24 protein-coding genes are annotated in these 23,757 nt (G+C 52.8%); 14 read left to right on the top strand and 10 right to left on the bottom strand.

The features are described from left to right. Positions 1–150 precede the first annotated feature (150 nt). The 9 genes from polX (at position 151) to EDC26_RS02750 (ending at position 11,805) form a co-directional block, all read left to right on the top strand. Positions 151–1,971, top strand: a complete 1,821-nt coding sequence (gene polX, locus EDC26_RS02790) for a DNA polymerase/3'-5' exonuclease PolX (RefSeq protein ID WP_243700755.1) — start codon at positions 151–153, stop codon at positions 1,969–1,971. 263 nt (positions 1,972–2,234) lie between these two features. Then, entirely contained in the window at positions 2,235–3,149 is a 915-nt protein-coding gene (gene rssA, locus EDC26_RS02785; protein WP_132579748.1) for a patatin-like phospholipase RssA, read from the top strand. A gap of 31 nt (positions 3,150–3,180) precedes the next feature. Continuing rightward, positions 3,181–4,209, top strand: coding sequence for a zinc-dependent alcohol dehydrogenase family protein (locus tag EDC26_RS02780; RefSeq protein ID WP_132580077.1), 1,029 nt, complete (start codon positions 3,181–3,183; stop codon positions 4,207–4,209). A 320-nt stretch (positions 4,210–4,529) separates the two neighbouring features. Then, positions 4,530–5,369 (top strand): universal stress protein, encoded by an 840-nt coding sequence (locus tag EDC26_RS02775; protein WP_132579747.1) that lies wholly within the window; start codon positions 4,530–4,532, stop codon positions 5,367–5,369. 197 nt (positions 5,370–5,566) lie between these two features. Next, positions 5,567–6,295 (top strand): helix-turn-helix domain-containing protein, encoded by a 729-nt coding sequence (locus EDC26_RS02770; protein ID WP_132579746.1) that lies wholly within the window; start codon positions 5,567–5,569, stop codon positions 6,293–6,295. A 203-nt stretch (positions 6,296–6,498) separates the two neighbouring features. Next, a complete protein-coding gene (locus EDC26_RS02765; protein ID WP_132579745.1) occupies positions 6,499–7,065 on the top strand; it encodes a hypothetical protein in 567 nt (188 codons plus the stop codon). A 2-nt stretch (positions 7,066–7,067) separates the two neighbouring features. Then, on the top strand, positions 7,068–7,418 hold the full coding sequence (locus EDC26_RS02760) for a hypothetical protein (protein WP_132579744.1): 351 nt from the start codon (positions 7,068–7,070) through the stop codon (positions 7,416–7,418). A 3-nt stretch (positions 7,419–7,421) separates the two neighbouring features. Beyond that, positions 7,422–10,022 (top strand): cation-translocating P-type ATPase, encoded by a 2,601-nt coding sequence (locus tag EDC26_RS02755; RefSeq protein ID WP_243700754.1) that lies wholly within the window; start codon positions 7,422–7,424, stop codon positions 10,020–10,022. Positions 10,023–10,134: 112 nt separating this feature from the next. Beyond that, positions 10,135–11,805, top strand: coding sequence for a SulP family inorganic anion transporter (locus EDC26_RS02750; protein WP_132579743.1), 1,671 nt, complete (start codon positions 10,135–10,137; stop codon positions 11,803–11,805). Positions 11,806–12,039: 234 nt separating this feature from the next. Here the strand turns inward: EDC26_RS02750 and EDC26_RS02745 are convergent, their stop codons facing one another. From EDC26_RS02745 to EDC26_RS02710, 8 genes are all read right to left on the bottom strand, one after another. Further along, positions 12,040–12,372 (bottom strand): hypothetical protein, encoded by a 333-nt coding sequence (locus EDC26_RS02745; protein ID WP_132579742.1) that lies wholly within the window; start codon positions 12,370–12,372, stop codon positions 12,040–12,042. 250 nt (positions 12,373–12,622) lie between these two features. Continuing rightward, on the bottom strand, positions 12,623–15,313 hold the full coding sequence (locus EDC26_RS02740; RefSeq protein ID WP_132579741.1) for a bifunctional acetate--CoA ligase family protein/GNAT family N-acetyltransferase: 2,691 nt from the start codon (positions 15,311–15,313) through the stop codon (positions 12,623–12,625). Between the two features lie 46 nt (positions 15,314–15,359). Then, complete coding sequence (locus EDC26_RS02735) at positions 15,360–15,893, bottom strand: phasin family protein (protein ID WP_132579740.1); 534 nt, start codon at positions 15,891–15,893, stop codon at positions 15,360–15,362. A 141-nt stretch (positions 15,894–16,034) separates the two neighbouring features. Next, positions 16,035–16,796, bottom strand: coding sequence for an acetoacetyl-CoA reductase (gene phbB, locus EDC26_RS02730; protein WP_132579739.1), 762 nt, complete (start codon positions 16,794–16,796; stop codon positions 16,035–16,037). A 138-nt stretch (positions 16,797–16,934) separates the two neighbouring features. Then, on the bottom strand, positions 16,935–17,309 hold the full coding sequence (locus EDC26_RS02725; protein ID WP_165930884.1) for a TraR/DksA C4-type zinc finger protein: 375 nt from the start codon (positions 17,307–17,309) through the stop codon (positions 16,935–16,937). Positions 17,310–17,367: 58 nt separating this feature from the next. Further along, the gene (locus EDC26_RS02720) at positions 17,368–18,405 is read right to left on the bottom strand and encodes a zinc-dependent alcohol dehydrogenase family protein (RefSeq protein WP_132580076.1); all 1,038 of its coding nucleotides are present in this window, start codon (positions 18,403–18,405) and stop codon (positions 17,368–17,370) included. A 172-nt stretch (positions 18,406–18,577) separates the two neighbouring features. Then, positions 18,578–19,015, bottom strand: a complete 438-nt coding sequence (gene trxC / locus EDC26_RS02715; protein WP_132579737.1) for a thioredoxin TrxC — start codon at positions 19,013–19,015, stop codon at positions 18,578–18,580. Between the two features lie 22 nt (positions 19,016–19,037). After that, positions 19,038–19,898, bottom strand: a complete 861-nt coding sequence (locus tag EDC26_RS02710) for an MBL fold metallo-hydrolase (RefSeq protein ID WP_132579736.1) — start codon at positions 19,896–19,898, stop codon at positions 19,038–19,040. A gap of 101 nt (positions 19,899–19,999) precedes the next feature. On the opposite strand from EDC26_RS02710, the gene EDC26_RS02705 reads away from it, so the two are divergent. From EDC26_RS02705 to EDC26_RS02685, 5 genes are all read left to right on the top strand, one after another. Beyond that, positions 20,000–20,326, top strand: coding sequence for an ArsR/SmtB family transcription factor (locus EDC26_RS02705; protein WP_425012202.1), 327 nt, complete (start codon positions 20,000–20,002; stop codon positions 20,324–20,326). Positions 20,327–20,328: 2 nt separating this feature from the next. Then, the gene (locus EDC26_RS02700) at positions 20,329–20,760 is read left to right on the top strand and encodes a YeeE/YedE family protein (RefSeq protein WP_132580074.1); all 432 of its coding nucleotides are present in this window, start codon (positions 20,329–20,331) and stop codon (positions 20,758–20,760) included. A 26-nt stretch (positions 20,761–20,786) separates the two neighbouring features. Further along, the gene (locus EDC26_RS02695) at positions 20,787–21,239 is read left to right on the top strand and encodes a YeeE/YedE family protein (protein ID WP_132579735.1); all 453 of its coding nucleotides are present in this window, start codon (positions 20,787–20,789) and stop codon (positions 21,237–21,239) included. A 74-nt stretch (positions 21,240–21,313) separates the two neighbouring features. Further along, entirely contained in the window at positions 21,314–22,033 is a 720-nt protein-coding gene (locus EDC26_RS02690; RefSeq protein WP_132579734.1) for a Crp/Fnr family transcriptional regulator, read from the top strand. A 216-nt stretch (positions 22,034–22,249) separates the two neighbouring features. Next, the gene (locus EDC26_RS02685; RefSeq protein ID WP_132580073.1) at positions 22,250–22,945 is read left to right on the top strand and encodes a Crp/Fnr family transcriptional regulator; all 696 of its coding nucleotides are present in this window, start codon (positions 22,250–22,252) and stop codon (positions 22,943–22,945) included. A gap of 26 nt (positions 22,946–22,971) precedes the next feature. On the opposite strand, the gene EDC26_RS02680 is transcribed toward EDC26_RS02685, so the two are convergent. After that, positions 22,972–23,517, bottom strand: coding sequence for a DUF488 domain-containing protein (locus EDC26_RS02680; protein WP_132579733.1), 546 nt, complete (start codon positions 23,515–23,517; stop codon positions 22,972–22,974). Beyond that, positions 23,514–23,741, bottom strand: coding sequence for a hypothetical protein (locus tag EDC26_RS20045; RefSeq protein WP_165930883.1), 228 nt, complete (start codon positions 23,739–23,741; stop codon positions 23,514–23,516). The genes EDC26_RS02680 and EDC26_RS20045 overlap by 4 nt, the downstream gene beginning before the upstream one ends. Positions 23,742–23,757 lie beyond the last annotated feature (16 nt).

Genomic DNA, 23,757 nt, shown 5'->3' with positions numbered 1-23,757 from the left:
ATCCAAATCAAATGACTGTCGCACAAGAGCAACTACGGATTCAAAATCCTCGGCTATATATTTCCGTTGGCAAGTCACTTGCCGGAAAGCATAGTATTGAAAAACGCTTCCCGAAAACAGTTAATAACGTGATAAAAATCACGATAAAACATGACTAATATGGCATGCTATATCTGCCGCCGCGCCAATCCAGTTGAAATGCCGCCTAGAAGACGGACGTTTATCCAATTGATAAAGGAACGTCGTATGCTTATCCATAATGCAGATGTGGCAACCATTTTTAATCAGATCGCCGATTTGCTTGAAATCAAGAGTGACAACCCGTTTCGGGTCCGAGCCTATCGCAATGCCGCAAGAACTCTGAATGCGCTGACATCCAGCGTACAGACTATGGTGGCAGAAAAACGCGACCTGACGGATTTGCCAGGCATCGGCGTCGACTTGGCCGGGAAAATCGTCGAAATAGTCACAACCGGAACATGCGCCCTGCGCGAACAGTTGCACCGCCAGTTTCCACCGTCGGTTCACGAATTGCTGACAGTGCCCGGACTGGGGCCCAAGCGCGTTAATACACTGTACCGGCAACGCAATATCCGAACATTGGACCAACTATACAGTTCCGCTCACAATGGCCAGATTAGAAACATCCCAGGATTTGGCGTACGCGCCGAGCAACGTATCCTGGAGGCTCTCCGAACGCAACAGTCAAAGAAGAAGCGCTATCGATTGGATCTAGCCGAATCGATAGCCGGCTCACTCTTAGAGTATTTACGAGCGCCAGGGGACATCAAAAAAATCGAGATTGCAGGCAGTATCCGCCGCAGGCAGGAAACCGTCGGTGACCTGGATATTCTGATCAGCTCGTCTCGTCCACGCTTGATAATTCAGCGGTTCGTCAAATTTGAAGGAGTTACACAGATTCTGACACAAGGGATAACACGCGCCAGCGTCGTACTGCGCCAAGGAATGCAAGTGGATTTGCGAGTTGTGTCAAACGACAGTTTTGGCGCTGCGCTACATTATTTCACTGGATCCAAATCACACAGTATTGCGGTGCGAACGCTAGCCCAGAAGCGGGGATTAAAGATGAACGAATACGGTGTGTTCTCCGGGACGCGGCGTATTGCGTCCGAGACCGAAGCTGCAGTGTTCCAGGCGGTTGGATTGCCATATATCGAACCGGAGCTGCGCGAAAATCGCGGCGAATTCGCCGCAGCTCAGTCAGGAAAATTGCCGCAACTGATTCACTTGGCGGATCTAGCCGGGGATTTGCATTCGCACACCAAAGCATCGAATGGGCGAAACAGCTTACGCGAAATGGCGATCGAAGCAAAAAAACGTGGATTATCTTATCTCGCCATCACCGATCATTCACGCAGCTTGACTGTGGCGCATGGTTTGAATGCCGAAGGCCTGACAAGGCAGATGGATGAAATTGACCAACTGAACACAGAGTTGGGCCTTAAGCTGTTAAAGGGCTGCGAAGTCGAAATCAATGAGGATGGCACCCTCGATTTGCCCGATAGCATTCTTGAGCGCCTGGATATTGTCGTCGCTGCAGTTCACAGCAAATTCGGATTGTCCAGAGAGCGGCAAACCAAGCGTATCTTGCGAGCGATGGATCACCCTTGCTTTACTTTGCTGGCTCACCCATCAGGACGCTTGATTCTTGAACGGGAACCTTACGATGTCGATATGCAACAGATCATCCTTCATGCTAGGCAGCGGGGTTGCTTTTTAGAATTAAACGCTCAACCAAGTCGCCTTGACCTGACCGATACTTACTGCATGATGGCCAAAAGTGAAGGTGTCTTGATCAGCGTGAATTCAGATGCGCATAGCATCTTCGATTTTGACAATCTGCGGTTCGGCATCGGTCAGGCTCGACGAGGATGGCTGGAAAAGAAAGACGTGTTGAATACTCTATCAATTGCTCAATTGCTTCTTTCCATTTCACATTCTGGAAAATAATTTCATTATCTGCCGCAATCGCTGGATGTTATTTGACGCAGATCAAGATGACTGAAATCATCGGGGCTCCGCGTGCGTACCCATACCGATTTACGCCTAGAATTGATCCGGTATACGAATCCGACCTGCTACGTCCGATGGTTGGCTGGGCGAACGGGTTGATATAGGCAGGACATTGTTTTGGACGAATAAGTTTTTTGCATCGGCATTCGAGCCTGGATTTTCGGCAAGAATTTCCGTGTAGGCTAAAAGGAGCCTATCGTATGGTGAAGCTCAATTCCAGGCCCTCGATTGGCTTGGCCCTTGGTGGCGGAGCAGCGCGTGGTTGGGCTCATATAGGAGTCATACTGGCGCTTGAAGAATATGGAATCCGGCCCGACATCGTATGCGGCACCTCAATCGGCGCCCTTGTCGGAGCCGTATATTCAGTAGGCAAGATTGACCGCTTCAAAGAATGGGCTGTCGGACTCACCATTAAAAACGTTATTTCGTTTATGGATATCGCGCTAAATGGCGGTATGTTAAAAGGCGAACGTTTAATGGAATTTTTCCGCCAGGATTTCATTGATTGCTCCATCGAAGACTTGAAGGTTCCTTTTGGGGCCGTTGCGACCGCTTTGCACACAGGCGCCGAAGTATGGTTACGAAGCGGACCCACGCTGGACGCGATACGAGCCTCCATTGCCTTGCCGGGGCTATTTTCACCGGTCTGGCATGCAGGACAACTGCTGGTCGATGGTGGATTGGTAAACCCTGTACCTGTTTCACTTGCCCGCGCAATGGGCGCGGATATTCTGATCGCTGTTGACCTGAGTTCCGACACACTAGCCCGGCATTTGGTGCGGGACTCTGCTGCGGCAGCCCAAGCGGACTCCCCTGGCTACGAATGGGTACGAAAAATGAGATCAGGATTCGGATCTCTTCTATCCGATGAAGATAAAAACGAACAACGCCTACCGCGAATGCTCGATGTCGTGGCGTCAAGCCTAAACATTATGCAAGTGCGTATTACCCGTAGCCGGATGGCGGGCGAGCCGCCGGACATAATCATAACTCCGAAGCTCGCTCACTTTGGCTTACTGGATTTCCATCAGGCACAAGAGGCTATCGAGGCGGGCCGCCGGTCGGTTGAATCGTGCCTCCCGGCGCTAAAAGGATTGGAACTCTCAGGTTTTTAGGTCCGTCATGCATGATTTGACTTCTACGACAATGCGCGCAATGGTTCTCCATCGTCTTGGCGATGAGCTCCAAATTGAACAACTACCGCGCCCTGTGCCAGGGATCAATCAAGTCCAGATCCAAGTGGAAGCTTGCGGCGTCTGCCGGACCGACGTGCACCTTGTCGATGGAGAACTGCCCAATCCCGCTCTTCCAATCATCCCCGGCCACGAAATCATCGGCCGTATTTCCGCGCTCGGGCCTGGTGTTAAGGGCTTGACGGTCAATCAACGAGTAGGAGTCCCCTGGCTGGGCTGGGCTTGCGGTAAATGTGATTTTTGTTCAAGTGGACAAGAGAATCTTTGCGACTCGGCTCGCTTCACCGGCTATCAGATCAATGGCGGCTACGCCGAATACACTGTGGCAGACGCCCGCTATTGCTTTGTCCTGGCGGACGAATCCCCGAACACGCCCTCTGCGATGGAATTAGCGCCTCTTATGTGCGCCGGCCTGATTGGCTATCGCGCACTTCGATTCGCGGGCGAGGCAAAACGAATCGGTCTCTACGGGTTTGGCGCCGCAGCCCATATCGTCGCACAGGTGCTGCGCTCTCAGGGGCGCGTGTTTTACGCTTTCACACGGCCCGGCGATACGAAAAGCCAGCAATTCGCCCTTCACTTCGGGGCAGCGTGGGCCGGGGGATCGGACAAACCGGCGCCGGTAGCGCTTGATGCGGCCCTGCTTTTTGCGTCCGCTGGCCCGTTGGTGCCGCTCGCCCTGCGACAAGTAAAAAAAGGGGGATGTGTAATATGCGCAGGAATCCATATGAGCGATATTCCCACCTTCCCTTATGCCGACCTTTGGGGAGAGCGAACAATCCGTTCAGTTGCCAACCTTACGCGTGAGGATGGTCTCGAATTCCTTAATTTGGCGCAGAAGATTCACATTCGGACGAAAATCACTATTTTTTCACTGGAAAAGGCAAACGAAGCTTTGGCCAGCTTGCGCTCCGGTGGATTACAGGGGGCAGCCGTGTTGGCGATAAGACCTACTGACTCAGATTGGCATCAGTCCGCGTAAGCCATCGGCTTCGCAGGTAAGCGGATCGTGACCGGTCATGCAATCTTTAGCGTATTTATTTTAATTTGCCGCACCTGCCTTTTGCGGAACCAATGACACGGGCCTTGCCGATTGCCTGTTAAACGTTTCGGCCACACCGCCCAGCATCAACTGATTAAAACCGCTGACTGGTTGCAGGCCTAGCAAATACGCAATTGCATCATCGATAACAGCGTGCGCCGAAAGATCCGCCTACATCTTGATCCAAATCAAATCTTATAGTTCAGCATTGGCATAAATTGAGGCATCGATATGTAGTTGCTTAACCACAGGAGATCGCCATGCTCGGACGTATTGCACTTGACCTGACCAACGACGCCAACCGGACACGCCGCATACAAGCAGCAATCCAACTGGCAGCACACCACAAGGCCGAGCTGATCGGAGTTTGCACCGACCCGCCAACGCCTCAATATATGTATGGCGACGGGGGGGCAGCGGCACAGATCCTGGCTACGCTGCTCGAACAGATTGCACAAGAAAGAATCGAAACAAAAGAACGTTTCCTGAAGCAGGCAGCACTGGCGGGTATCAAGGCCCAATGCCGAATGCCCAAAGGCCCCATCGAGGAGGTTCTGGCCCTTCACGCGCGCGCTTGCGATCTGCTGATAATGAGCCAAACCGACAATGTCGAATCGACATGGACAATACCATCGAATATCGCCGAGTCGGTCATTACGTCGGCAGGACGGCCCGTCTTGATGATTCCCTATGCCGGAGATATACAGCGCCCTGTCGGCCAGCACGTGCTATTTTGCTGGGACTATGGTCGCCGCGCCGCCCGGGCTCTGGCCGACGCAGCTCCGATTATCCAACAAGCCTCGGAACTAACTATCCTTACCGTTGATCCTCAACCCGAAATGTTGCGCTCGCGCGACATCGAAACTGATGATCTATTGGCCTACTGTTCCATACACGGTTTCCCGCAGCCCAAAGAAGTTCACGCGCAGAGCGGGGATGTGGGTGTCGGGAACTGCATACTTAACGCGGCAGCCGACTATGGCTGCGATTTGGTCGTCATGGGCATCTATAACCGTAGCCGGGTACGCGAGTGGATATTGGGCGGAACCTCGAAAACCCTGCTCCAATCGATGACCGTGCCCACCTTGTTTTCACATTAACAAACCACAAATTCCAGATTGCCTCCCCATACTTCGTATGCGGCGGCTCATTCACAGAACAGGACCCGGATTAAGACGGCTTCGTCACGGTATAAGTTACCAATTGTATCGTTACTTGAATTGGACGGCAAAGGAGTCCGTAATTGAACTGAAGTTGTACTTATAATCACCAAGTCAAATCTACGGCTCAGGACGGCATGAGAAAAACCATTTCCGTCGCGCCAGACTCTACCCATTGCTCCACCTGCGCGTTAAGTGAACTGTGCTTGCCTCTAGGCATGTCGCGCGAGCAACGCGTCAAACTCGACCAACTTATCACCAAACGCATCCAGGTAAAGAAAATGGATGCCCTTTTTCATCTGGGCGATAAGGTCGAAGCCGTGTACGCCATACGCTCTGGGTCCATCAAAACCCAGCTTGAAGATGCTGCCGGTCGAGCGCAAATCACCGGGTTTCTGCTGCCTGGCGAAATCGCCGGCCTGGATGGCCTGATTGAGCTACAGCAGCCGTCACATGCAATTGCCATGGAAAATACTGAAGTATGCGTAATTCGCCTTGATGAAATGGATGCCCTGGCTCCGCACTTACCTATTTTGCAGCAACAGTTCAGGCGGCTAATGAGCAAGGAAATACAGCGCTCCCATCAGATGGTCATGTCTTTGGGGCTGTTACTCTCCGAACAGCGTGTGGCGGGCTTTTTATTGAATATGTCGCAACGCCTGTCGGCTTTGGGATATTCATCAACCCAGTTCGTCCTACGGATGAGCCGCGAAGACATAGGTAATTACCTAGGCTTGACATTGGAAACTGTCAGCCGTCTATTTTCACGTTTCGGGCGCGAAGGCCTAATACGCGTTCATCAACGCGAAGTTCAGTTGCTGAACCTTGACGCACTGCGAGAACTCGCCGGCGCTTCCTGCGATTAGACATCTGTCGCCGCACGGTATGTTGAGCTAAATCAATTCCCATAGTTTGCCGCTGACGTAGACTGAAACATCGGTATCCGGCCATCTCAACATCCATACTCAAATTTCGTGCGACTCAATTTACAGCTCGCCGTGAGGCCAAGTTAATCGGCGTGCGCGTCATTAATCAGTCGGCAGTGATGTTGCTCAAAAGGAGATTCACCATGGAAATCAGTGTGCGTGACCTGTGGACCGTGTTTCACGGGATGGGTTTTGGCGCGTTGTTCATGCTGGCATTTACTGGCGCAATTGCCGAATTGTTTCGAATGTCCGCGCCCGGTTCAGCTGCAATTCCAAGTCACAGGGATCAGATGTTGCTGCGGTTCTATCTAATCGGTATGGTCGTGCTGGCCTGGCTGGCCGTTTTTTCAGGCGCTTATATCGTCTATCCGTGGTACCGCGCTATAGCGCCGGCAGGGACGGTCGATCTGACGGGCTACCCTCAAAGGCTGTTGTTGTCGAGTCCAACCACAAGCGGATGGCACAATTTTGGCATGGAATGGAAAGAACACGTGTCCTGGATCGCCCCGATAGCGATGACGATGGTCGCCTACGTGTTCGGGAAGTACGGCCGCAGCCTTGCCAAACATCGCGATTTGCGCAAGGCTGCGCTGATCTTCACGCTGGCGGCGTTCCTGACCACCGGAGTCGCGGGGGGATTCGGTGCCTTTCTCAATAAATACGCGCCGATCCGCGGTGGGGCAACGATTCACTTGATGCATGGAGAATAATCATGGCAAACATTAATGAATCACCAACGGATAAAGACTTGCCCAATGGCGCCGGCGCAGCGGCGATTCTGGCCGCAGGTATAGGATGCGCCGCGCTAGGAATTCTCGCCTTGTTGGGCGATGCTTTTTCCACTATAAAAAATTTACTGAATTTCTACAATCCCACTGGTCCCCTCTCGGGCGTGACAACAGTGGCCATCGTTGTGTGGCTGGCAAGCTGGTTCATATTGGCGCGGAAGTGGGACGGCCGAGACGTGGCGCTGAACAGGGTCGGCGTTATAGCCTTCATTCTGTTGGCGCTCGGCCTTTTCCTGACCTTCCCGCCTGGAATGGACCTGCTGCAAGGCAAGTAATACGTGGGCAGGTCACTGGGTGAGTCGGTAAAAGACCCAACGACGCCGCGGGGCCTGACTGCCGCCGAGGCGAAGCGCCGGCTCGTGATGGAAGGCCCCAACGCGCTGCCTGGCAGCGCTCGGAAGCCAATTGCGACTATCGCGCGCGATGTGCTCATTGAGCCAATGTTTCTGATGTTGCTGACAGCTGGCGGCATCTACCTGGCTCTGGGCGACCGCGCCGAGGCGCTATTCCTGCTCGGCTTCGTGGTGGTGGTCATAGGCATCACACTTGCGCAAGAACGCAAGACACAGCGTGCGCTGGAATCCCTGCGTGATTTGTCAGCGCCACGGGCACTTGTCATTCGCGACGGGAAAGAGCAGCGCGTCGCGGGGCGTGAAGTTGTGCGTGGAGACATTCTGGTGCTTCGCGAAGGCGACCGTATCGCCGCCGACGCGCTCATGTTCAGCGGTCATCTAGAGGTGAACGAATCATTACTCACCGGCGAAGCGGTGCCCGTTGCCAAACTAGCACCCATCGAGGAAGGGAACATCACGGCAACAGCGCCCGACACGCTGAAAAATGACAACACAACCGCGGTATTCGCAAGCACCGTCGTCACTCGCGGACTAGGCCTGGCCAAAGTCGTCGCAACCGGCACCGGCACCGCGGTAGGGCGCATCGGCGCCGACCTCGTCCATACAGCTGAACCAACATCTTCGTTGCAGCAAAGTTCACGCAAACTGGTACGCGGGCTGGGTGCAGGCGCTCTGGTACTTGCAAGCATCCAGACATTGCTCGGCTGGTTGTGGGACGGCCGGCCGCTGCTCGATAGCCTGCTGGCGGGTATCGCACTGGCGATGGCGATCCTGCCCGAAGAGATTCCAGTCATCCTAACGGTATTTCTGGCGATGGGCGCTTGGCGCATCTCGAAGCAGCGTGTGCTTACCCGGCGCGTATCGGCAGTCGAAGCGCTTGGCGCCATCACAGTGCTGGCCGTGGACAAGACCGGCACCCTGACGCTGAATCACATGGCGGTAGCCGAACTCAACAGCGCTAACCAACGCTTTATGCCCGACGCAGCCACCGATCTTCCTGAGGTCTTCCACGAATTGATCGAGTTCGCCATGCTAGCCACACCAGGCGACCCATTCGACCCCATGGAGAAGGCCATTCAGGAATTCGGCCACCACTGGCTGGCGGGCACTGAGCATGTACATGACGATCGCGTTCCGGAATTCGAATATGCACTTTCGAGCCAGATTCTGGCAATGACGCGGGTGTTCGCCAGTGTCGAACCAACCCTGCATCTGCTGGCCACCAAAGGCGCGCCAGAAGCTGTGGCCGACCTTTGCCATCTGGATGCTCGAGCGCTCGAGGCAATCCAGCTTGAAGTTGAAGCAATGGCCGAGCGTGGCCTTCGCGTACTGGGCGTGGCCCGAGGGCGCTGGAACGGCGGCTCGGGCGGACCTGGCACCGGCTCAGCCTGGCCTGAGAGCCAGCATGACTTCAACTTTGAGTTTCTCGGCCTGGTGGGGCTCGCCGACCCTCCGCGGCCAGAAGTGCCTGCCGCTGTCGCCGAGTGTCGGGCCGCCGGAATACGCCTGATCATGATGACCGGCGACCATCCCTCTACGGCGCTCGCGATTGCACGCCAGGTGGGCCTGTCCGACAGGCCAGACGTTCTCACGGGAGCCGAGATCACCGCGTTGGACGACAAAGCGCTGCACGAAAGGCTTCAGGGCGCAGACCTGTGCGCCCGGTTGCAACCGGCGCACAAGCTACGGCTGGTACAGGTGCTGCGCGCCGCGGGCGAGGTCGTGGGAATGACCGGCGACGGCGTCAACGACGCGCCCGCGCTCAAAGGCGCAGACATTGGCATTGCAATGGGCGAACGCGGCACTGATGTCGCGCGCGAGGCGGCCGCTTTGGTATTGCTGGATGACAGCTTCGCCAGCATCGTCGCCGCCATTCGACAGGGCCGGCGCATCTCCGACAATATCGACAACGCTACCCGCTTCGTATTTGCCGTACACGTTCCAATTATCGGGCTGGCGCTAGTGCCGGCGATGCTACAGTGGCCGATGATATTGCTGCCAGTGCATATTGTGCTCCTTGAACTGCTCATTGATCCCGCGTGCTCGATCGCCTTCGAGGCCGAACCGGAAGCAACCGACGTGATGTCCCGTTCGCCGCGGGCACGTCAAGCCTCGCCCTTTTCAAGAGACAACTTGCTCAACGGTGTACTTCAAGGCTTTGGATTGGCGGCCATCCTGCTCGCCGGCTATGGCATGCTGATAGCCGACGGCGTTGCCGTGACGCAAAGCCGCGCCGTAGTCTTCGTTTCACTGATACTAAGTGTATTGCTTTTAATCCTGGCAAACCGCAACCCGGCGGGCGTGACGACTGATGCGAGAAACCCGTGGATCGGGCGCATGGCCGTTGCGGTGGCTCTAATGCTTATGTTGGTAGTCGGGCTGCCTGGCCTGCGCGAAATCATGGGGCTGGCGCTGCCCGGATCGGCTGAACTGGCAGCGATTGGCTTGCTATCGGTGCTATGTGCCGGCTGGCTTGCAATGGCACGCCGAATCTCACTTGACGCACCTCAATACGATTCGATATAAGGGAAGCGGAACAAACACTTCCCTAAGCCAATCAAGCCGTATTCATTTGGCAAAAAATGAGAGAATAACCGACACGTAAATCTCATTTACGTATCTCCTGAAGGGAAACGACATGCCGAGCACTACCGCAAGCGCGACGAAAAGCGCTCGGGTCAAGGACATCACAGCAGGATTGTCGATTGCAGGTCTATTGTTGCCGGAAGCCATTGCCTATGCAAGCATCGGCAACCTGCCTCCGCAGATGGGCATTATCGCCCTACTGGCGGGCCTGGTCTGTTACTCCCTCGTTGGTTCCAGCCGTTTTGCGATTGTCTCCGCCACTTCATCTTCCGCCGCCGTCCTCGCTGCGGCAACTGCATCCATAAGCATAAACAGCGGCGACGTCGAGCATCGACTAATGCTGGGCGTCGGCCTAGTTATCGTCACCGGAATATTTTTCCTATTGGCCGGCCTGGCCCGTGTTGGGGAAATATCGAGCTTCATTGCCAAGCCGGTACTGCGGGGCTTTGTATTTGGCCTAGCCATTTTCATTACACTTAAGCAATTACCCCAAATAGCCGGGGTACACACAAACCATGATGACCTGATGCAGTTTCTCCCCGAGCTGTTCGGTCAGATTCACGCATGGAATGCGGCGAGCATAATGGTGGGGGTCATTGCCCTCGGACTACTGTTCCTGCTTTCGCGCTTCCGGCGTTTGCCAGGCGCGTTGATTGTTGTCGTATTGGGTATTGCTTGCAGCGACAGGATTGATCTGGCCCGCTATGGGGTCAGGATGGTTGGAGCGATTTCGCTGCAACTACCATCGCACGCCCTTCCAATGCTGTCAGGCCGTGAATGGGGGCAGCTCAGCGAGCTTGGCCTGGCCTTGGCAATGATTCTTTACGCCGAATCGTACAGTTCGATTCGAAGTTTTGCTGTTAAGCATGGCGACACTGTATCGCCCAACAGGGACTTACTGGCCTTGGGCGCCGCCAACGTCATCTCCGGCTTACTGCATGGCATGCCGGTGGGCGCGGGGTTTTCCGCCACTTCGGCCAATGAAGTAGCGGGCGCGGCAACCCGGTTTGCCGGTACCTTTGCCGCAATAGTGATCTTAGTTGTGGTTCTGACATTACTGCCCGCCGTTGCCTTGATACCAGAGCCGGCATTAGCCGCAATCGTCATTCATGCGGTCAGCCATACGCTTAATCCTTCGATGTTTCGACCCTACTTTCGTTGGCATCGCGATCGCATCGTAGTGATAGCCGCCGTGGCGGGGGTGCTGATGCTGGGGGTAATGGATGGCTTGCTTGCCGCAATCGCGGTGAGCATCCTCATGATGCTACGGCGATTTTCGGACTCCACCTTATCGGTCCTGGGCCAACTTGGGGTCAGCCACGATTTCGTCAACGTCGCCTTGCATCCCGAGGCAAAATTATTACCAAATATTGCCATCTTACGTCCGAATGAGCCGTTGTTCTTTGCCAATGTGGATCGTATCCTTACCCAAGCACGGCACTACATTGGCGGCGAAGGTGCGTCCGCCCAGGTCATAATCCTAAGTCTGGAGGCCTCTCCCGACCTCGATAGCTCCAGCCTGGAAGCGTTAGGCGAATTTTTTGAATTTCTGACCAGCACAGGTAAACGCCTGCTGTTTGCTCGATTGAAATCTCCAATACAAGAAATCCTCAAGCGGGCGGGTATCCCCAATCTGCCATCTTCATCCATTATTGAACTGAGTGTCGACGATGCGGTGCAAATCGCGTTGCGAGAACTCGGCCCGTATCCTGCCAAGCGTTAATCAAAGTTCCCCCGAAGTATGCGCCCACTGTGAAAAGCTGAAGTCCTCAATCACATGTTCAAACGGGTATAACGCCTCGGCCAAGCGCAGGCGCAATAATCACAACGTGAATTCAACGCCGGGTTTGAAGCGTTTAAGTCATACTGAAATTATTTGAATTGATTTTTCCTGGAGCCCTTTAAAAACCTTGCTCCGAGACATAAGAAACGTGCTGTTGAAAGAATACAAGTTGGGTTAAACCAATTCCGTGCCTGTAAGAGTTAGAGGTATCTTTAAGTTTTGGGTAGCCATAAAAAAGGGAGGCATAACCAAATCGAAGAAAAAATGTTCGCTTTGAGTCTGTGGCCTTATCAGTGAAATCGAGAAAAGTGGAAGCTGCATTCCCTGATTTGCCTCGCCTCCTTCCACCACACCCAGATAAGTAGCCTCTTCGATCAAAGCAGTAGGTAATGCGAGCCACTGAGTGAAATTTTCAGCAGAAAACTGAACTGATGATGCGGTGACGTCTTTCAGCGCGCCCACAATAATCAATGGGTCGGTCGGATCGGAAGTCGCAAGTTTGGTCATTCAAATCTCCGGTAAGAAAAACAAATGGCCGCTTCAATTCTCGCCAGTTTTAACTGCTGCGGCAAGTCAAAGTGCCTAGCATTTTGTACGCGTTTTTGCACACTGCATGCAAAATCATGATAGTCCTGCCTGAATGACAGAAATTGACTAGCATCAACATCATTGCAATTTTCATGATGGAACAACTGCCGCGCACTAAATTAAATTCGTGGCCCTATTTGACACACGTCAATATGACTGAATGCTGAGTTCAATGGCTGGAGTTCAAGTCAAGGCAAATATCGACAACGCCATCATGATGCGAGGAAAGCGTAAAACCGAATTTCTTGGCCAAACTTAACATTCGGGAGTTTTCAGACAAAACCGTACCTATAATATTGGCCGTTCCGCGTTCCCGACAATAATGAATGGCTTTGGCCAACAATTTAGATCCAAGACCTTGCCTTTGAAATTCGGTGCTTATGGCAATCCCCATATCTGCCTGCCGATTGTCCGGATCAGTAACCAATCGTATTTCTCCAAGAATTCCATCCGTTCCAGATTTATCCCTACCAATGATTACCAACGTCATTTCACGGCTGTAATCAATTTGAGTGACCCTTGCCAATTCTGAATTGGGCAGCCGATGCAGAGTGTAAAAGAAGCGATTTCGAGAATCCTCCAGGCAGAGCGACTGCAAAAAACGCTGATAAAGCTCCGAGTCGGCTGGAAGAATGGGACGCAATAATACAGTGCTATTCTTCGCCTTTTCCAGCTTAAAAGTCTCTTCAAGTTCTCTCGGATAAGGCCGAATAGCCAGGCGATCAGCACCCTGTAACAAAGACGGCGCGATGCTTATTCGCGCGTCGAGCGCTATTGCGCCATGCTCATCCAGCAAAAGCGGGTTGATATCCAATTCAACAATCTCAGGGATATCAATTACCAACTGAGAAAGCTTAATCAAAATCAGATACAAACCAGATAAATCGGCTTCGGGACGACCACGATACCCCTGCAACAGTTTAAATACGCGTGTACTGGCCACTAAATTTTTAGCAAGAGCCATATTCAAAGGCGGCAAGCTTACGGATCGGTCATTGATAAGTTGTGCGGCAGTTCCTCCATGGCCAAACAAAATAAACGGTCCGAACGTTTCGTCGTTTGCCACCCCGAGAATCAATTCATGTGCTTCAGGCCGGTTAATCATGGCTTGGACCGTAAAGCCGGTAAGCTGAGCGTCTGGACGAAGCTGACTGAATCGGTCAAGCATTTTCTGAGCCGCCGTGCGCACGTCTTGCACAGACGCCAAGTTAAGTACAACGCCACCTAAGTCTGACTTATGGCTGATATCAGACGAAAGAATCTTGAGAACGACAGGGAATCCCATTTGCTGCGCCAGTTCGGCGGCGGCTTCGACGGTCTCCGCAACCCGAGTTTCCACCACAGGAATACCATAGGCCGCCAGCACCGATTTGGCTTGCACTTCATTAAGAAGGCGGCGTCGATTTCGCAAGGCATCCTCCACGATTTTTTTTACTTGCGGTGCGTCGACCAGGAAATCGAGTGGCTGGGAAGGAGGAACTTCGAGCAGCAATTCTTGATTACGCCGATAAGCAAGCAAATGCAAAAACGCCTGCACCGCCTCTTCTGGTGTTTGATACGTGGGTATGCCGGCTTTATTGAAAACATGTCTTGCCGCCGATACCCCCTGCCCGCCAAGCCAGCAGCCAAGCAAATTGCGGGGCGACGCCGCAATTAACGAAGCACATTCCAGAGCGATGTCCTCGCTTCCAACGATTGCGGTAGGGGCATGTATGAAAAGTATCGCATCGGACCCTCCATCACCCAGCAAAGTCGACAGTGCCTTGCTGTAGCGCTCAACAGGCGCATCTCCTATGATGTCGATAGGATTGGCTTTCGACCATGTGGCTGGCAATACAGCATTGAGTTTTCGTCGGGTTTCATCGGACAGAACCGCCGGCGTTTCTCCTGCGAGGTTCAACGCGTCGGCCGCCATAACTCCAGGCCCACCACCATTGGTTAGGATAATCAGCTTATCGCCATGCAAAGGTTTGGCGCGCGATAAGGTTTCGATCGCACTGAATAAGTCTTGAGTCGTATCGACCCGCAACATTCCTGATCGCCGGATTGCTGCATCGAATACGATGTCGGATCCCGCCATGGCACCCGTATGCGATGCAGCCGCTATTGCACCAGCCGCAGACCGTCCCGCTTTAACGACAATAACTGGCTTATTGCGGGCAGCGGCACGCGCCGCCGACATGAACTTGCGAGCGAACTTAATTGACTCAATATAAAGCAAGATACTGCGCGTATCCGAGTCGCTGGCCAGATAATCTAGTACATCACCAAAATCGACATCAGCGCTATTGCCGATGGAAATGAATTTTGAAAAACCAATATGATTGCTTACCGCCCAATCCAGCACGGCAGTCGTCAGCGCGCCAGACTGCGACACAAAAGCAATATTTCCGGGCAATGAGGTTGCACTGGCGAAGCTGGCATTCACGCCGATGCCAGGAACGATCAGCCCTATGCAATTAGGCCCCAGAATCCTGAGCAAGTAAGGCCGGGCCGCGTCCAGCATGGCCTGCTGCATGTTCACTACCCCGCCAGTGAATAGAGTGTCGGATCCCGCTGTCAGGACTATGGCCGCTCTTGTTCCTATATGGCCAAGCTGTGCTATCAAGCCAGGCACCGTCGATGGCGGTGTGCACACTATGGCTAAATCTGGAACAGTAGACAATACAGATAAATCGCGAAAGGCCGGAAGGCCGGCAACATTATCGTACTTGGGATTGACCGGCATAATCGGCCCCCCGAATCCAGCCTGCGTCAAATTATGCATGACTGTCGCACCCACGCTATTAGGGCGGTCTGTCGCACCTATCACGGCAATAGAACGGGGGCTAAACAAATATTCCAAATTGCGTATGCTCATCCTGGACACCAATCAAAAGCGTGTTCATGCCTAGCGGGCGGAAGGTTTACCCTTTAGCATGGGCGCTCCCTTTTTTGCTGGTAGGAGGAGTATTGCTGGGTTCAGGTGCGGAAAGCGGAAGGGCTTTGGCCCCAAGACTGGCAAGCTCCATCGTATCCTGAAAAGCTTTGTGCCAGGCGGAGTAGCAGGTTTCCGCCAAGCCGGTGGCGCCGCCGGTCGTGTTCATGGCTCCCCATAACGATTTATCCTCTATTTTCAAGGTACCAACGTGCTTACTCAAAACTTCGTTGATCTTGGTTTGTGTTTCAGTAACCACGCTTAAAATCTGCTGTTGAGCTTTAATAAGTTCTTCGGGCGAATGCGAAAAAAAGGCAGAATGCAAGGCTGCCAGTTCCTTGGGTTCTCGAACAGCCGTTGTTGCGTGAAAAAATTTCAATTGCTCTTTAAATATCTTGCGCGTTTGTTCAAGCCACATGTTTTCCATGCGACCTGTACCCTCCAAAAATGCCTCAGATATCTCTCGCATCGTCGCTATTTGCTGCTGATACGCGTCAGGGATATTATTCGTTTCGACTTTCATGATATCTCTCCAAATAAAGCGAACATCTCACACGATGTGAATATGGCAACCTGGCTCATCGGGCCATAGCCTCTACCCACGACTGGTCCATTAGCAATAGCCTGTAAAAATCAGTTGCCCAGTACTCTTGTCATGAATACCTCAGTACATGTGTTGGCCACCGTTAATTGCAATATTGGCACCCGTAATGAAAGCTGCATCGTTCGAAACCAAAAAGGCCACTAGAGCGGCGACCTCATCGGGCTCACCCAACCGTCCTACGGGTATTTCCGGCAAAATCCTTGTTTTAATAATTTCTTCTGGAACTTTTGTCACCATCGAAGTACGTAAGTAGCCGGGCGAAACTGTATTGACCGTCACTCCTTTTTTAGCTACTTCCAAGGCGACGGATTTGGTAAAACCATGAATTCCTGCTTTAGCGGCAGAGTAATTCGATTGCCCAAATGCACCTTTTTGCCCATTAATGGAGGAAATATTGATAATTCGACCCCATCCGTGTTCCACCATGCTGTCCAATACCTGCTTAGTCATATTGAAAACACTGTCCAGATCGGTGTGAAGCACAACACGCCAATTGTCCAGCGTCATTTTACGAATTGATGCATCTCGAGTAATGCCAGCGTTATTAACAAGCACATCAATCGCACCCATTTCAGCCACGATTTGTGCTGCGGCGCTCTGGCAAAAATCGAAATCGGTCACGTCCAGACGAAACGCTTTAAACTCGAAACCATCATGCCGTTGTTGAGCGAGCCACTCTGCAACATGGTCATTGTCGGGCGAATAGGTCGCTGCAACCCTCATGCCGCTTCTCGCCAAATGTTGGCACAATGCGGTCCCTAGCCCTCCCATTCCACCGGTTACCACAGCAACCCGGGCCGAAGCTTGAGTAGAAACTTCCATGCATTTTCCCCTGCTCGAAATCATTACCGCGATTCATACCCGACACGGTAGTTGGCAACTTTAGCGTACTCCTCGATCCAGCGGATATATTGCGCAATGTCAATAACAGTGCTTGGATTAAAGGATTGAATTGATGCATTAACGTAGGGGTCGGGTTTCCTTTTTCTCTTCACAAGCAGCACATCGAGTGGCCACAGGTAGCGCTAACAGGCGTTCACGCGTGATGGGTTCGCCACAATCAGCGCAGATTCCATAACCTCCTTCCATCATTCGATGTTCCGCCTCTTCGATTTTATGCAACATACTGCGATCGATCTCTATCTCCGAGCGGCGTATTTCTTCGAAACGCAAGGTCTCAATGTCATCGGAGCGACTCCCAGCTTCCCGGTATTTGGCGGCCAGCGTCGACTCAATCTCTGCCTCTGCCGTTTCGATCTCATCAAGCGCTTGCTTTCTCATAAAGGCGAGCCGTTGCTGCAACGTGCCAAAGTCTTCACTAGACAACTGATTCATGGCCATTCCTTCATTTGAAAGCAATTCTGAATACGTTTGGAACCACTACAGCTATGCGTCATGTATTGCTAATAATTACCTTCAGTGCTTTTTCGGCCGCGGCATTGCCAAAAACGTCGTAGGCTTTCAAAAACTGGTCGAACGTAAAACGATGAGTGATCAGGTTTCCTGGCACGAGTTCCTTGGACTCAACGGTTTTGAGCAACATCGGCGTAGTGTTGGTATTGACCAGACCGGTAGTCAGGGTGATGTTCTGGATCCACAGCTTCTGGATCTGGAAATCCACGCTTTTGCCGTGAACGCCAATATTCGCTATATGGCCGCCGGGCCGCACAATATTTTGGCAAATATCGAATGTTTGTGGCATACCCACCGCCTCGATCGCCACATCAACCCCATCCTTGGTTTGCGCAAGAACGATTTCAGCAACATTGCCGCAGGCACTGTTAATGGTTTTCGTCGCACCAAATTTCTTCGCCATGCTCAAACGTGATTCGTCCACATCGATCATGATGATCTCACTGGGGGAGAAAAACCGAGCCGTTAATAAGGCGGCCATGCCCACCGGCCCTGCGCCGACGATCGCCACAATATCTCCAGGTTTAACGGTTCCATACAAAACACCAATTTCAAAACCAGTAGGCAAAATATCACTAAGCATCACCAGCGCTTCTTCATCCTCACCCGGGGGAACGTGATACAAGCTGTTGTCCGCATGCGGGATTCGGACATACTCAGCTTGTGTGCCGTCAATCAGATGCCCAAGAATCCAGCCGCCATCTTCGCAATGCGCATACATCTGCCTTTTGCAATATTCGCATTTCCCGCAGGACGTGATGCACGAGATCAAGACATGATCACCCTTTTTAAAATTGCTGACGGCATCGCCTGTTTCCTGGATGATGCCTATCCCTTCATGACCCAGTATCCGGCCCTTGGTCACCGCGGGAACGTCGCCCTTCAAAATATGCAAATCAGTGCCGCAAATCGTCGTTTTGACAACCCTGACAATAGCGTCGGTCGGCTTTGAAATATGCGGCAAGGGAACAGAATCCCAGGACTTTTCCCCCGGCCCATGGTAGACAAGAGCTTTCATTAATGGTGAATGGGTCATGGCTATCTCCTTGTACCTAAGCCGATACTCAAAGGGTACCGGGAAGGCCGCGATAGAAGTTGATCCAGGTCAAGCAATCTCTTTATTATGATGCGTTTGTCCGCTTCCGTAATGCAGCCCGACCACTATAACGATTTGCGGACACTGCGTGGCACTATACCTTCTGGGCCTGTTCGATCAGCCCTCGAACCAATTTTTCCAGCTCGGCTGCGGGAAGTGCGCCGCTTGTGCGACCCAGCTCGCGCCCGCGAAAGAACGTTGCCAGTGTGGGAATTGAGCGAATATTAAATTTTGCCCCAATTTCCTGATGGGCTTCAGTATCCACCTTGACGAAAGCAACCGTGCCCCCCAGTTTTTCGGCCAACGATTGATAGGTTGGAGCAAACCTTAGGCACGGACCGCACCACGGCGCCCAAAAATCCACCACAACAGGAATCGCGCTTCCTGCGATCAGTTCGGCAAGCATCTTTGAATCGGCGTTTATCGGGCTATTTAAAAGCAGGTTGTGACACTTGCCGCAGGTGGGGTCGCCATCCAGATTGCCGGCCGGCACACGATTACGCTGGCCGCAATGCGGACATTTAATTTCCATGACAGCTCCTTACATTGATCCATCAAAGCACATTGATTGGAATTTTTAAATAAGCCGCACCATTGGCCTCTTCGGGAGGCATTTTCCCGGCACGAACGTTCACCTGAACGGCAGGCAGAATCAGGGTTGGCATGTCAAGCGTGGCATCCCGTTTTGTACGTGTAAGCACGAACTCTTCTTCAGTCACGCCATCGTGAATGTGGATATTGCCGGCGCGTTGCTCTCCAACCGTTGATTCCCACCGAACGGGACGACCAGCGGGCGGATAGTCATGACATGTGAATAGCCGCGTCCGTTCCGGTAAACCGTACAATTTTTGGACCGAGCGGTACATCATATGGGCATCGCCGCCGGGAAAGTCACACCGCGCAGTGCCGGCGTCGGGCATAAACAATGTGTCTCCGACAAACACGGTGTCGCCGACCCGATAGGCAACGCATGCGGGGGTATGCCCCGGCACCGACATGACGCACCCCGTCAGATTGCCGATGGCGAACTTTTCTCCATCACGAAATAAATGATCAAACTGACTGCCATCCGGCTTGAAAGAAGGTTCTAGATTGAAGATTTTCTGGAATACCCCTTGGACAAGAGTAATGTTGGCGCCAATTCCAATCTTTCCACCCACTTGCTTTTGAATAAACTGCGCGGCCGAAAGATGGTCAGCGTGAGCATGCGTTTCCAAAATCCACTGGGCCTGAAGGTTTTTCCGCCGGATGAACTCAACCACCTTATCGGCCGACCGAGTGCTCGTGCGCCCCGACTTGGGATCGAAATCCAGTACGGAGTCAATAACCGCACAGCAAGAGCCCGCCTTCTCGAAAACCACATAGGTCATGGTGCCTGTCGTCGGCTCAAAAAATGCTTTTACGGTGGGGTTCATAACGCACTCCGGCAGGCCTTGAGAAATTCAAAATATTATATTGAATAATATTATATTTGTAAATATAATATAAATGGCCTAGATAAAGGAGTGGTTTCATCATGATGCGACACGCCGTCATGGATATGGATGTAATGCGCAACTCTGCAGACGCAGCCTGTCGCCTGATGAAGGTTCTTTCAAACCCGGATCGATTGCTTCTGTTGTGCCAAATGACGCAGGGCGAAAAGTGCGTCAGCGAGCTTGAATCCCTTGTGGGTATTGAACAACCGACGCTGTCACAGCAACTGGGTGTGTTGCGCGCAGAAGGGCTTGTCGCCACACGACGCGAAGGAAAAAACATCTACTACCGGATTTCCAGCACGCCAACTCGAGCCATCATGGAAGTGCTGTACGCACAATTTTGCAACCGGCAAAAGGAACGCTGATGCTGTCAATCGACTGGATTCATTTCACCCCGTGGGCCTCGCTCGCCGGCGGACTATTGATCGGGCTCTCGGCGGCTATATTCATTCTCGTAAACGGGCGTATTCTGGGCATTAGCGGAATTGTAGGTGGATTACTGCGACCTCGATCGGGCGACTTAGGCTGGCGTCTGTCGTTTATTCTCGGGATGCTCGTCGCGCCAATCCTATGGATATTTCTGATGGGTCCTCCCGTCTCGCACATCGACTCTGGCTGGGGCACGTTAGTGATCGCCGGGCTGCTGGTGGGGCTAGGCACCCGATTGGGCTCGGGCTGCACCAGCGGCCATGGCGTATGCGGCATTTCCCGCTTATCGCCTCGCTCTATTGCAGCCACCCTGATTTTCATGGCCGTAGGGTTCATCACGGTGTATCTCGTCCGTCATGGTCTGAGCTGAGCCAATTTTCGACCAAGGAAATGAATATGCAAGGTTTTCTGGTATTTCTTGTGGGCTTGGTGTTTGGCATCGGGCTGATCCTGTCGGGTATGGCCGACCCTGCCCGAGTACTCGGTTTTCTCGACCTGTCCGGGTCATGGGATCCGTCCCTGGCGCTGGTCATGGGAGGCGCCATCATGGTGGGTTTTTTCGCCTTCCAAATGGCCCAGACACGTACCCACACCCTCATTGGCAATGTCATGCACCTGCCCTCCCGCGCCACGGCCATCGACAGGCGCCTTGTGCTTGGCAGCATGGTATTTGGCGTAGGCTGGGGCTTAGCGGGGTTTTGCCCGGGCCCCGCTATCGTGGCAATGGGGTCTGGGCATCCAAAGGCCGTTGTATTTGTGGCGGCCATGCTGGCCGGCATGTTTGTATATGAATTGATAGATCGCTATGCTGATCGGCATAGGAAAGCGCCAAACGCCACAGGTTCTTGATTTAGGTCAAATTCCATAATCCGGGCATATGCTACGCTATTTGTAACATTTTCCTATTGACGGGCCCGATTGATATGACCATTCTTCAGGATGTCTGCAATTTGCTGCGGCTCAATTTTGCATTAAAGCCACGGACAAAAGGAGAGCCGGAACTGCTATTCCAGCATCGCCAATTCAAAGCCGGCGAACACATCTATCGTATGGGTCAACCCTTTACCGTTCTTTATATTGTGCAATACGGTTTCCTGAAAACAGTGCTGCGCAACACCGAAGGCGATGAACGAGTCCTCTCCTTTCCGATGCAAGGCGATTTGTTGGGATTCGATGGTATTTATCGAAACCGATATACCAGCGACACGGAGGCCCTGACCGACTGCGATCTGATTACCTTACCTTTTAAGCAGTTGCTCACTCCCGGGCATGCCAATGGCGAGCTGGAACAAATGATCTACCTGGCAGCAAGCCGGGAAATAGCGTTGGAGCGCTGCGGAATGGGTTTGTCGATCACGGTCAAATCAGAAGCACGTGTTGCCCGCTTTCTGGCGATGCAATCAAAGCGCTACACGAATCTTGGATATTCATCCAAGAACTTCCTGCTGCCAATGACCCGACGCGATATGGGCAGTTACCTCGGATTGACACTTGAAACCATCAGCCGTTCACTCTCCACCCTGGCTACAGCGGGCATTATTTCAGTGAACCGGCGCGATATCCACATTTTGCGGCCGGAGCTACTAATTTTGCCACCTAATTTTCCCGCGCTGCCGGAAGAAATGAATAAACCAGCAGCATAGAGCAACCGCCAACACGGCTACGACAACACAAAGCTGACGGTACGGGCAAACGCCACCACGGATATTTTTCACAGCTACGTCTGTTGATTTACGTCAACAATATTCCCAATTTTAAATGCAACAATCACAAAACAGAGAGCATCGATTGCTATCCTGAGATAGGCATTCCAGGCAACAATTCGAAAACATTGATGGAGAGAATCGGTGGATGCCACAATAGCTTCCAAAAGGATTCGGATTCACGATTTTTTGTCCGGACTAACGCTATTCAATGAATTGGATGACAGCGAGCTTGATGACTTCGCTCAAGCTAGTGTGGAAATTAACGTCGATCGCGGAAAATCAGCGTTTCAACGAGGAGACCCGTGTAATGGGTTTCATATTGTCATGTGCGGCCAGGTCAAGCTTGCTCTGATTTCGCCGCAAGGCAGCGAAAAGGTGATGGGCATCCTGCACCCGGGCCAGAGTTTTGGCGAGGCGCTTATGTTTATGGAAAGACCATACATTATGTCGGCGCAAGCTCTTGTCGATACGAAATTGCTGCATGTGCCCAAGACGGTCGTGTTTGCCCAACTGGCCCTTGATTACCGTTTCGTGCAAAAAATGCTGGCCAACTTAAGCCAACGCCTGTATGAATTAATAAGCGATATCGAAGCCTATTCCCTTAAATCAGGGTCACAGCGCGTTGTCGACTACCTGCTTCAATGCAATCAACACACTACTAACACAAGCTCGTGCCATCTCGAGTGCAGCAAGGCGGTGGTCGCATCACGCCTGAACCTGACCCCTGAACATTTTTCGCGTGTCCTGCACGGCCTGTGCACAAACCGACTGATTCGCGTCAAAGGCCGTGCTGTAACCATCGTAGACGTTGAAAAGCTGCGTGGTTATCGGGGCAGAATCCTGCCATAGGTTTTTGGCAGCCACAAGGGCTGCCGCTACGTGTCGGAATTTTCTGGCGGATACGTGATGACCAAACCATCCACCTTGGCAAAAGGCGTCAGTTTGTGCGCCTGCAAACGTTTTTCGCTGATGATTTCTTCCACGCATACGCCATGAACCACCAACGCGTCGGCGATTAGCGAACGGTGGCAGCGCCACGGCACCGCTTCGGCGCACATCAGCGCCACTCGATCGTGCCGCGCCTTTTCGATCAAGACGGCCAGATTCTCGGCGAACTCGGGTGTTTGCATATAGTCGGCATAGCCCCGAAAGGAGATATTCCGCCAACCCATATTCGGCGACCCCGGATAGGTGCGGCGAAAACCGCCCAGCCCGGCGATGTGCTCATAAGCTATGCCTGCCTGCTTTAGCGACAGGGGCAGCGTATCGAGATTGAATTGAGGATTATGGCGTGAACGCGGCACCGTACGCACGTCGGTCAGCCGCGTGACGCCATGAGAGGTCAGAAGAGACATGAACTCGGCAATGGGCCGGGTTGAATGGCCCACTGTCAACACCCCAAGCGGTGAACTCTGCATCATGCAACCAATTCAGTTTGTCTGTCTTTCCGGTTGGTATGGCCCAGAATCGCGCCCGCCCCTGGAGTCCCGATAAGAGTTGTTACGATCATTGGACCGGCGCTGCTGATCCCACCCGCGGCTGGAGCGATCGTTGCGGTCCCGATCGTCGCGTCGATAATCGCCACCCCGATAATCGCTGCCGTAATAATCACCGTTTGAATAGCCGCCGCGACGATAGCCGCCATCAGGCCCCACAACGCA

This window comes from Paralcaligenes ureilyticus, assembly GCF_004346225.1.
GTDB lineage: Bacteria > Pseudomonadota > Gammaproteobacteria > Burkholderiales > Burkholderiaceae_B > Paralcaligenes > Paralcaligenes ureilyticus.
The sequence above is the reverse complement of the archived record's forward strand: the minus strand, read 5'-3'. Positions and strand labels throughout refer to the sequence as shown.

What these genes read in the sequence shown, in the direction of transcription:
- polX (WP_243700755.1), top strand. Translation starts at nt 151, where the DNA reads ATGACTAATATGGCATGCTATATCTGCCGCCGCGCCAATCCAGTTGAA.
- rssA (WP_132579748.1), top strand. Translation starts at nt 2,235, where the DNA reads ATGGTGAAGCTCAATTCCAGGCCCTCGATTGGCTTGGCCCTTGGTGGC.
- EDC26_RS02780 (WP_132580077.1), top strand. Translation starts at nt 3,181, where the DNA reads ATGCGCGCAATGGTTCTCCATCGTCTTGGCGATGAGCTCCAAATTGAA.
- EDC26_RS02775 (WP_132579747.1), top strand. Translation starts at nt 4,530, where the DNA reads ATGCTCGGACGTATTGCACTTGACCTGACCAACGACGCCAACCGGACA.
- EDC26_RS02770 (WP_132579746.1), top strand. Translation starts at nt 5,567, where the DNA reads ATGAGAAAAACCATTTCCGTCGCGCCAGACTCTACCCATTGCTCCACC.
- EDC26_RS02765 (WP_132579745.1), top strand. Translation starts at nt 6,499, where the DNA reads ATGGAAATCAGTGTGCGTGACCTGTGGACCGTGTTTCACGGGATGGGT.
- EDC26_RS02760 (WP_132579744.1), top strand. Translation starts at nt 7,068, where the DNA reads ATGGCAAACATTAATGAATCACCAACGGATAAAGACTTGCCCAATGGC.
- EDC26_RS02750 (WP_132579743.1), top strand. Translation starts at nt 10,135, where the DNA reads ATGCCGAGCACTACCGCAAGCGCGACGAAAAGCGCTCGGGTCAAGGAC.
- EDC26_RS02745 (WP_132579742.1), bottom strand. Translation starts at nt 12,372, where the DNA reads ATGACCAAACTTGCGACTTCCGATCCGACCGACCCATTGATTATTGTG.
- EDC26_RS02740 (WP_132579741.1), bottom strand. Translation starts at nt 15,313, where the DNA reads ATGAGCATACGCAATTTGGAATATTTGTTTAGCCCCCGTTCTATTGCC.
- EDC26_RS02735 (WP_132579740.1), bottom strand. Translation starts at nt 15,893, where the DNA reads ATGAAAGTCGAAACGAATAATATCCCTGACGCGTATCAGCAGCAAATA.
- phbB (WP_132579739.1), bottom strand. Translation starts at nt 16,796, where the DNA reads ATGGAAGTTTCTACTCAAGCTTCGGCCCGGGTTGCTGTGGTAACCGGT.
- EDC26_RS02725 (WP_165930884.1), bottom strand. Translation starts at nt 17,309, where the DNA reads ATGAATCAGTTGTCTAGTGAAGACTTTGGCACGTTGCAGCAACGGCTC.
- EDC26_RS02720 (WP_132580076.1), bottom strand. Translation starts at nt 18,405, where the DNA reads ATGAAAGCTCTTGTCTACCATGGGCCGGGGGAAAAGTCCTGGGATTCT.
- trxC (WP_132579737.1), bottom strand. Translation starts at nt 19,015, where the DNA reads ATGGAAATTAAATGTCCGCATTGCGGCCAGCGTAATCGTGTGCCGGCC.
- EDC26_RS02710 (WP_132579736.1), bottom strand. Translation starts at nt 19,898, where the DNA reads ATGAACCCCACCGTAAAAGCATTTTTTGAGCCGACGACAGGCACCATG.
- EDC26_RS02705 (WP_425012202.1), top strand. Translation starts at nt 20,000, where the DNA reads ATGATGCGACACGCCGTCATGGATATGGATGTAATGCGCAACTCTGCA.
- EDC26_RS02695 (WP_132579735.1), top strand. Translation starts at nt 20,787, where the DNA reads ATGCAAGGTTTTCTGGTATTTCTTGTGGGCTTGGTGTTTGGCATCGGG.
- EDC26_RS02690 (WP_132579734.1), top strand. Translation starts at nt 21,314, where the DNA reads ATGACCATTCTTCAGGATGTCTGCAATTTGCTGCGGCTCAATTTTGCA.
- EDC26_RS02680 (WP_132579733.1), bottom strand. Translation starts at nt 23,517, where the DNA reads ATGATGCAGAGTTCACCGCTTGGGGTGTTGACAGTGGGCCATTCAACC.
- EDC26_RS20045 (WP_165930883.1), bottom strand. Translation starts at nt 23,741, where the DNA reads ATGGCGGCTATCGTCGCGGCGGCTATTCAAACGGTGATTATTACGGCA.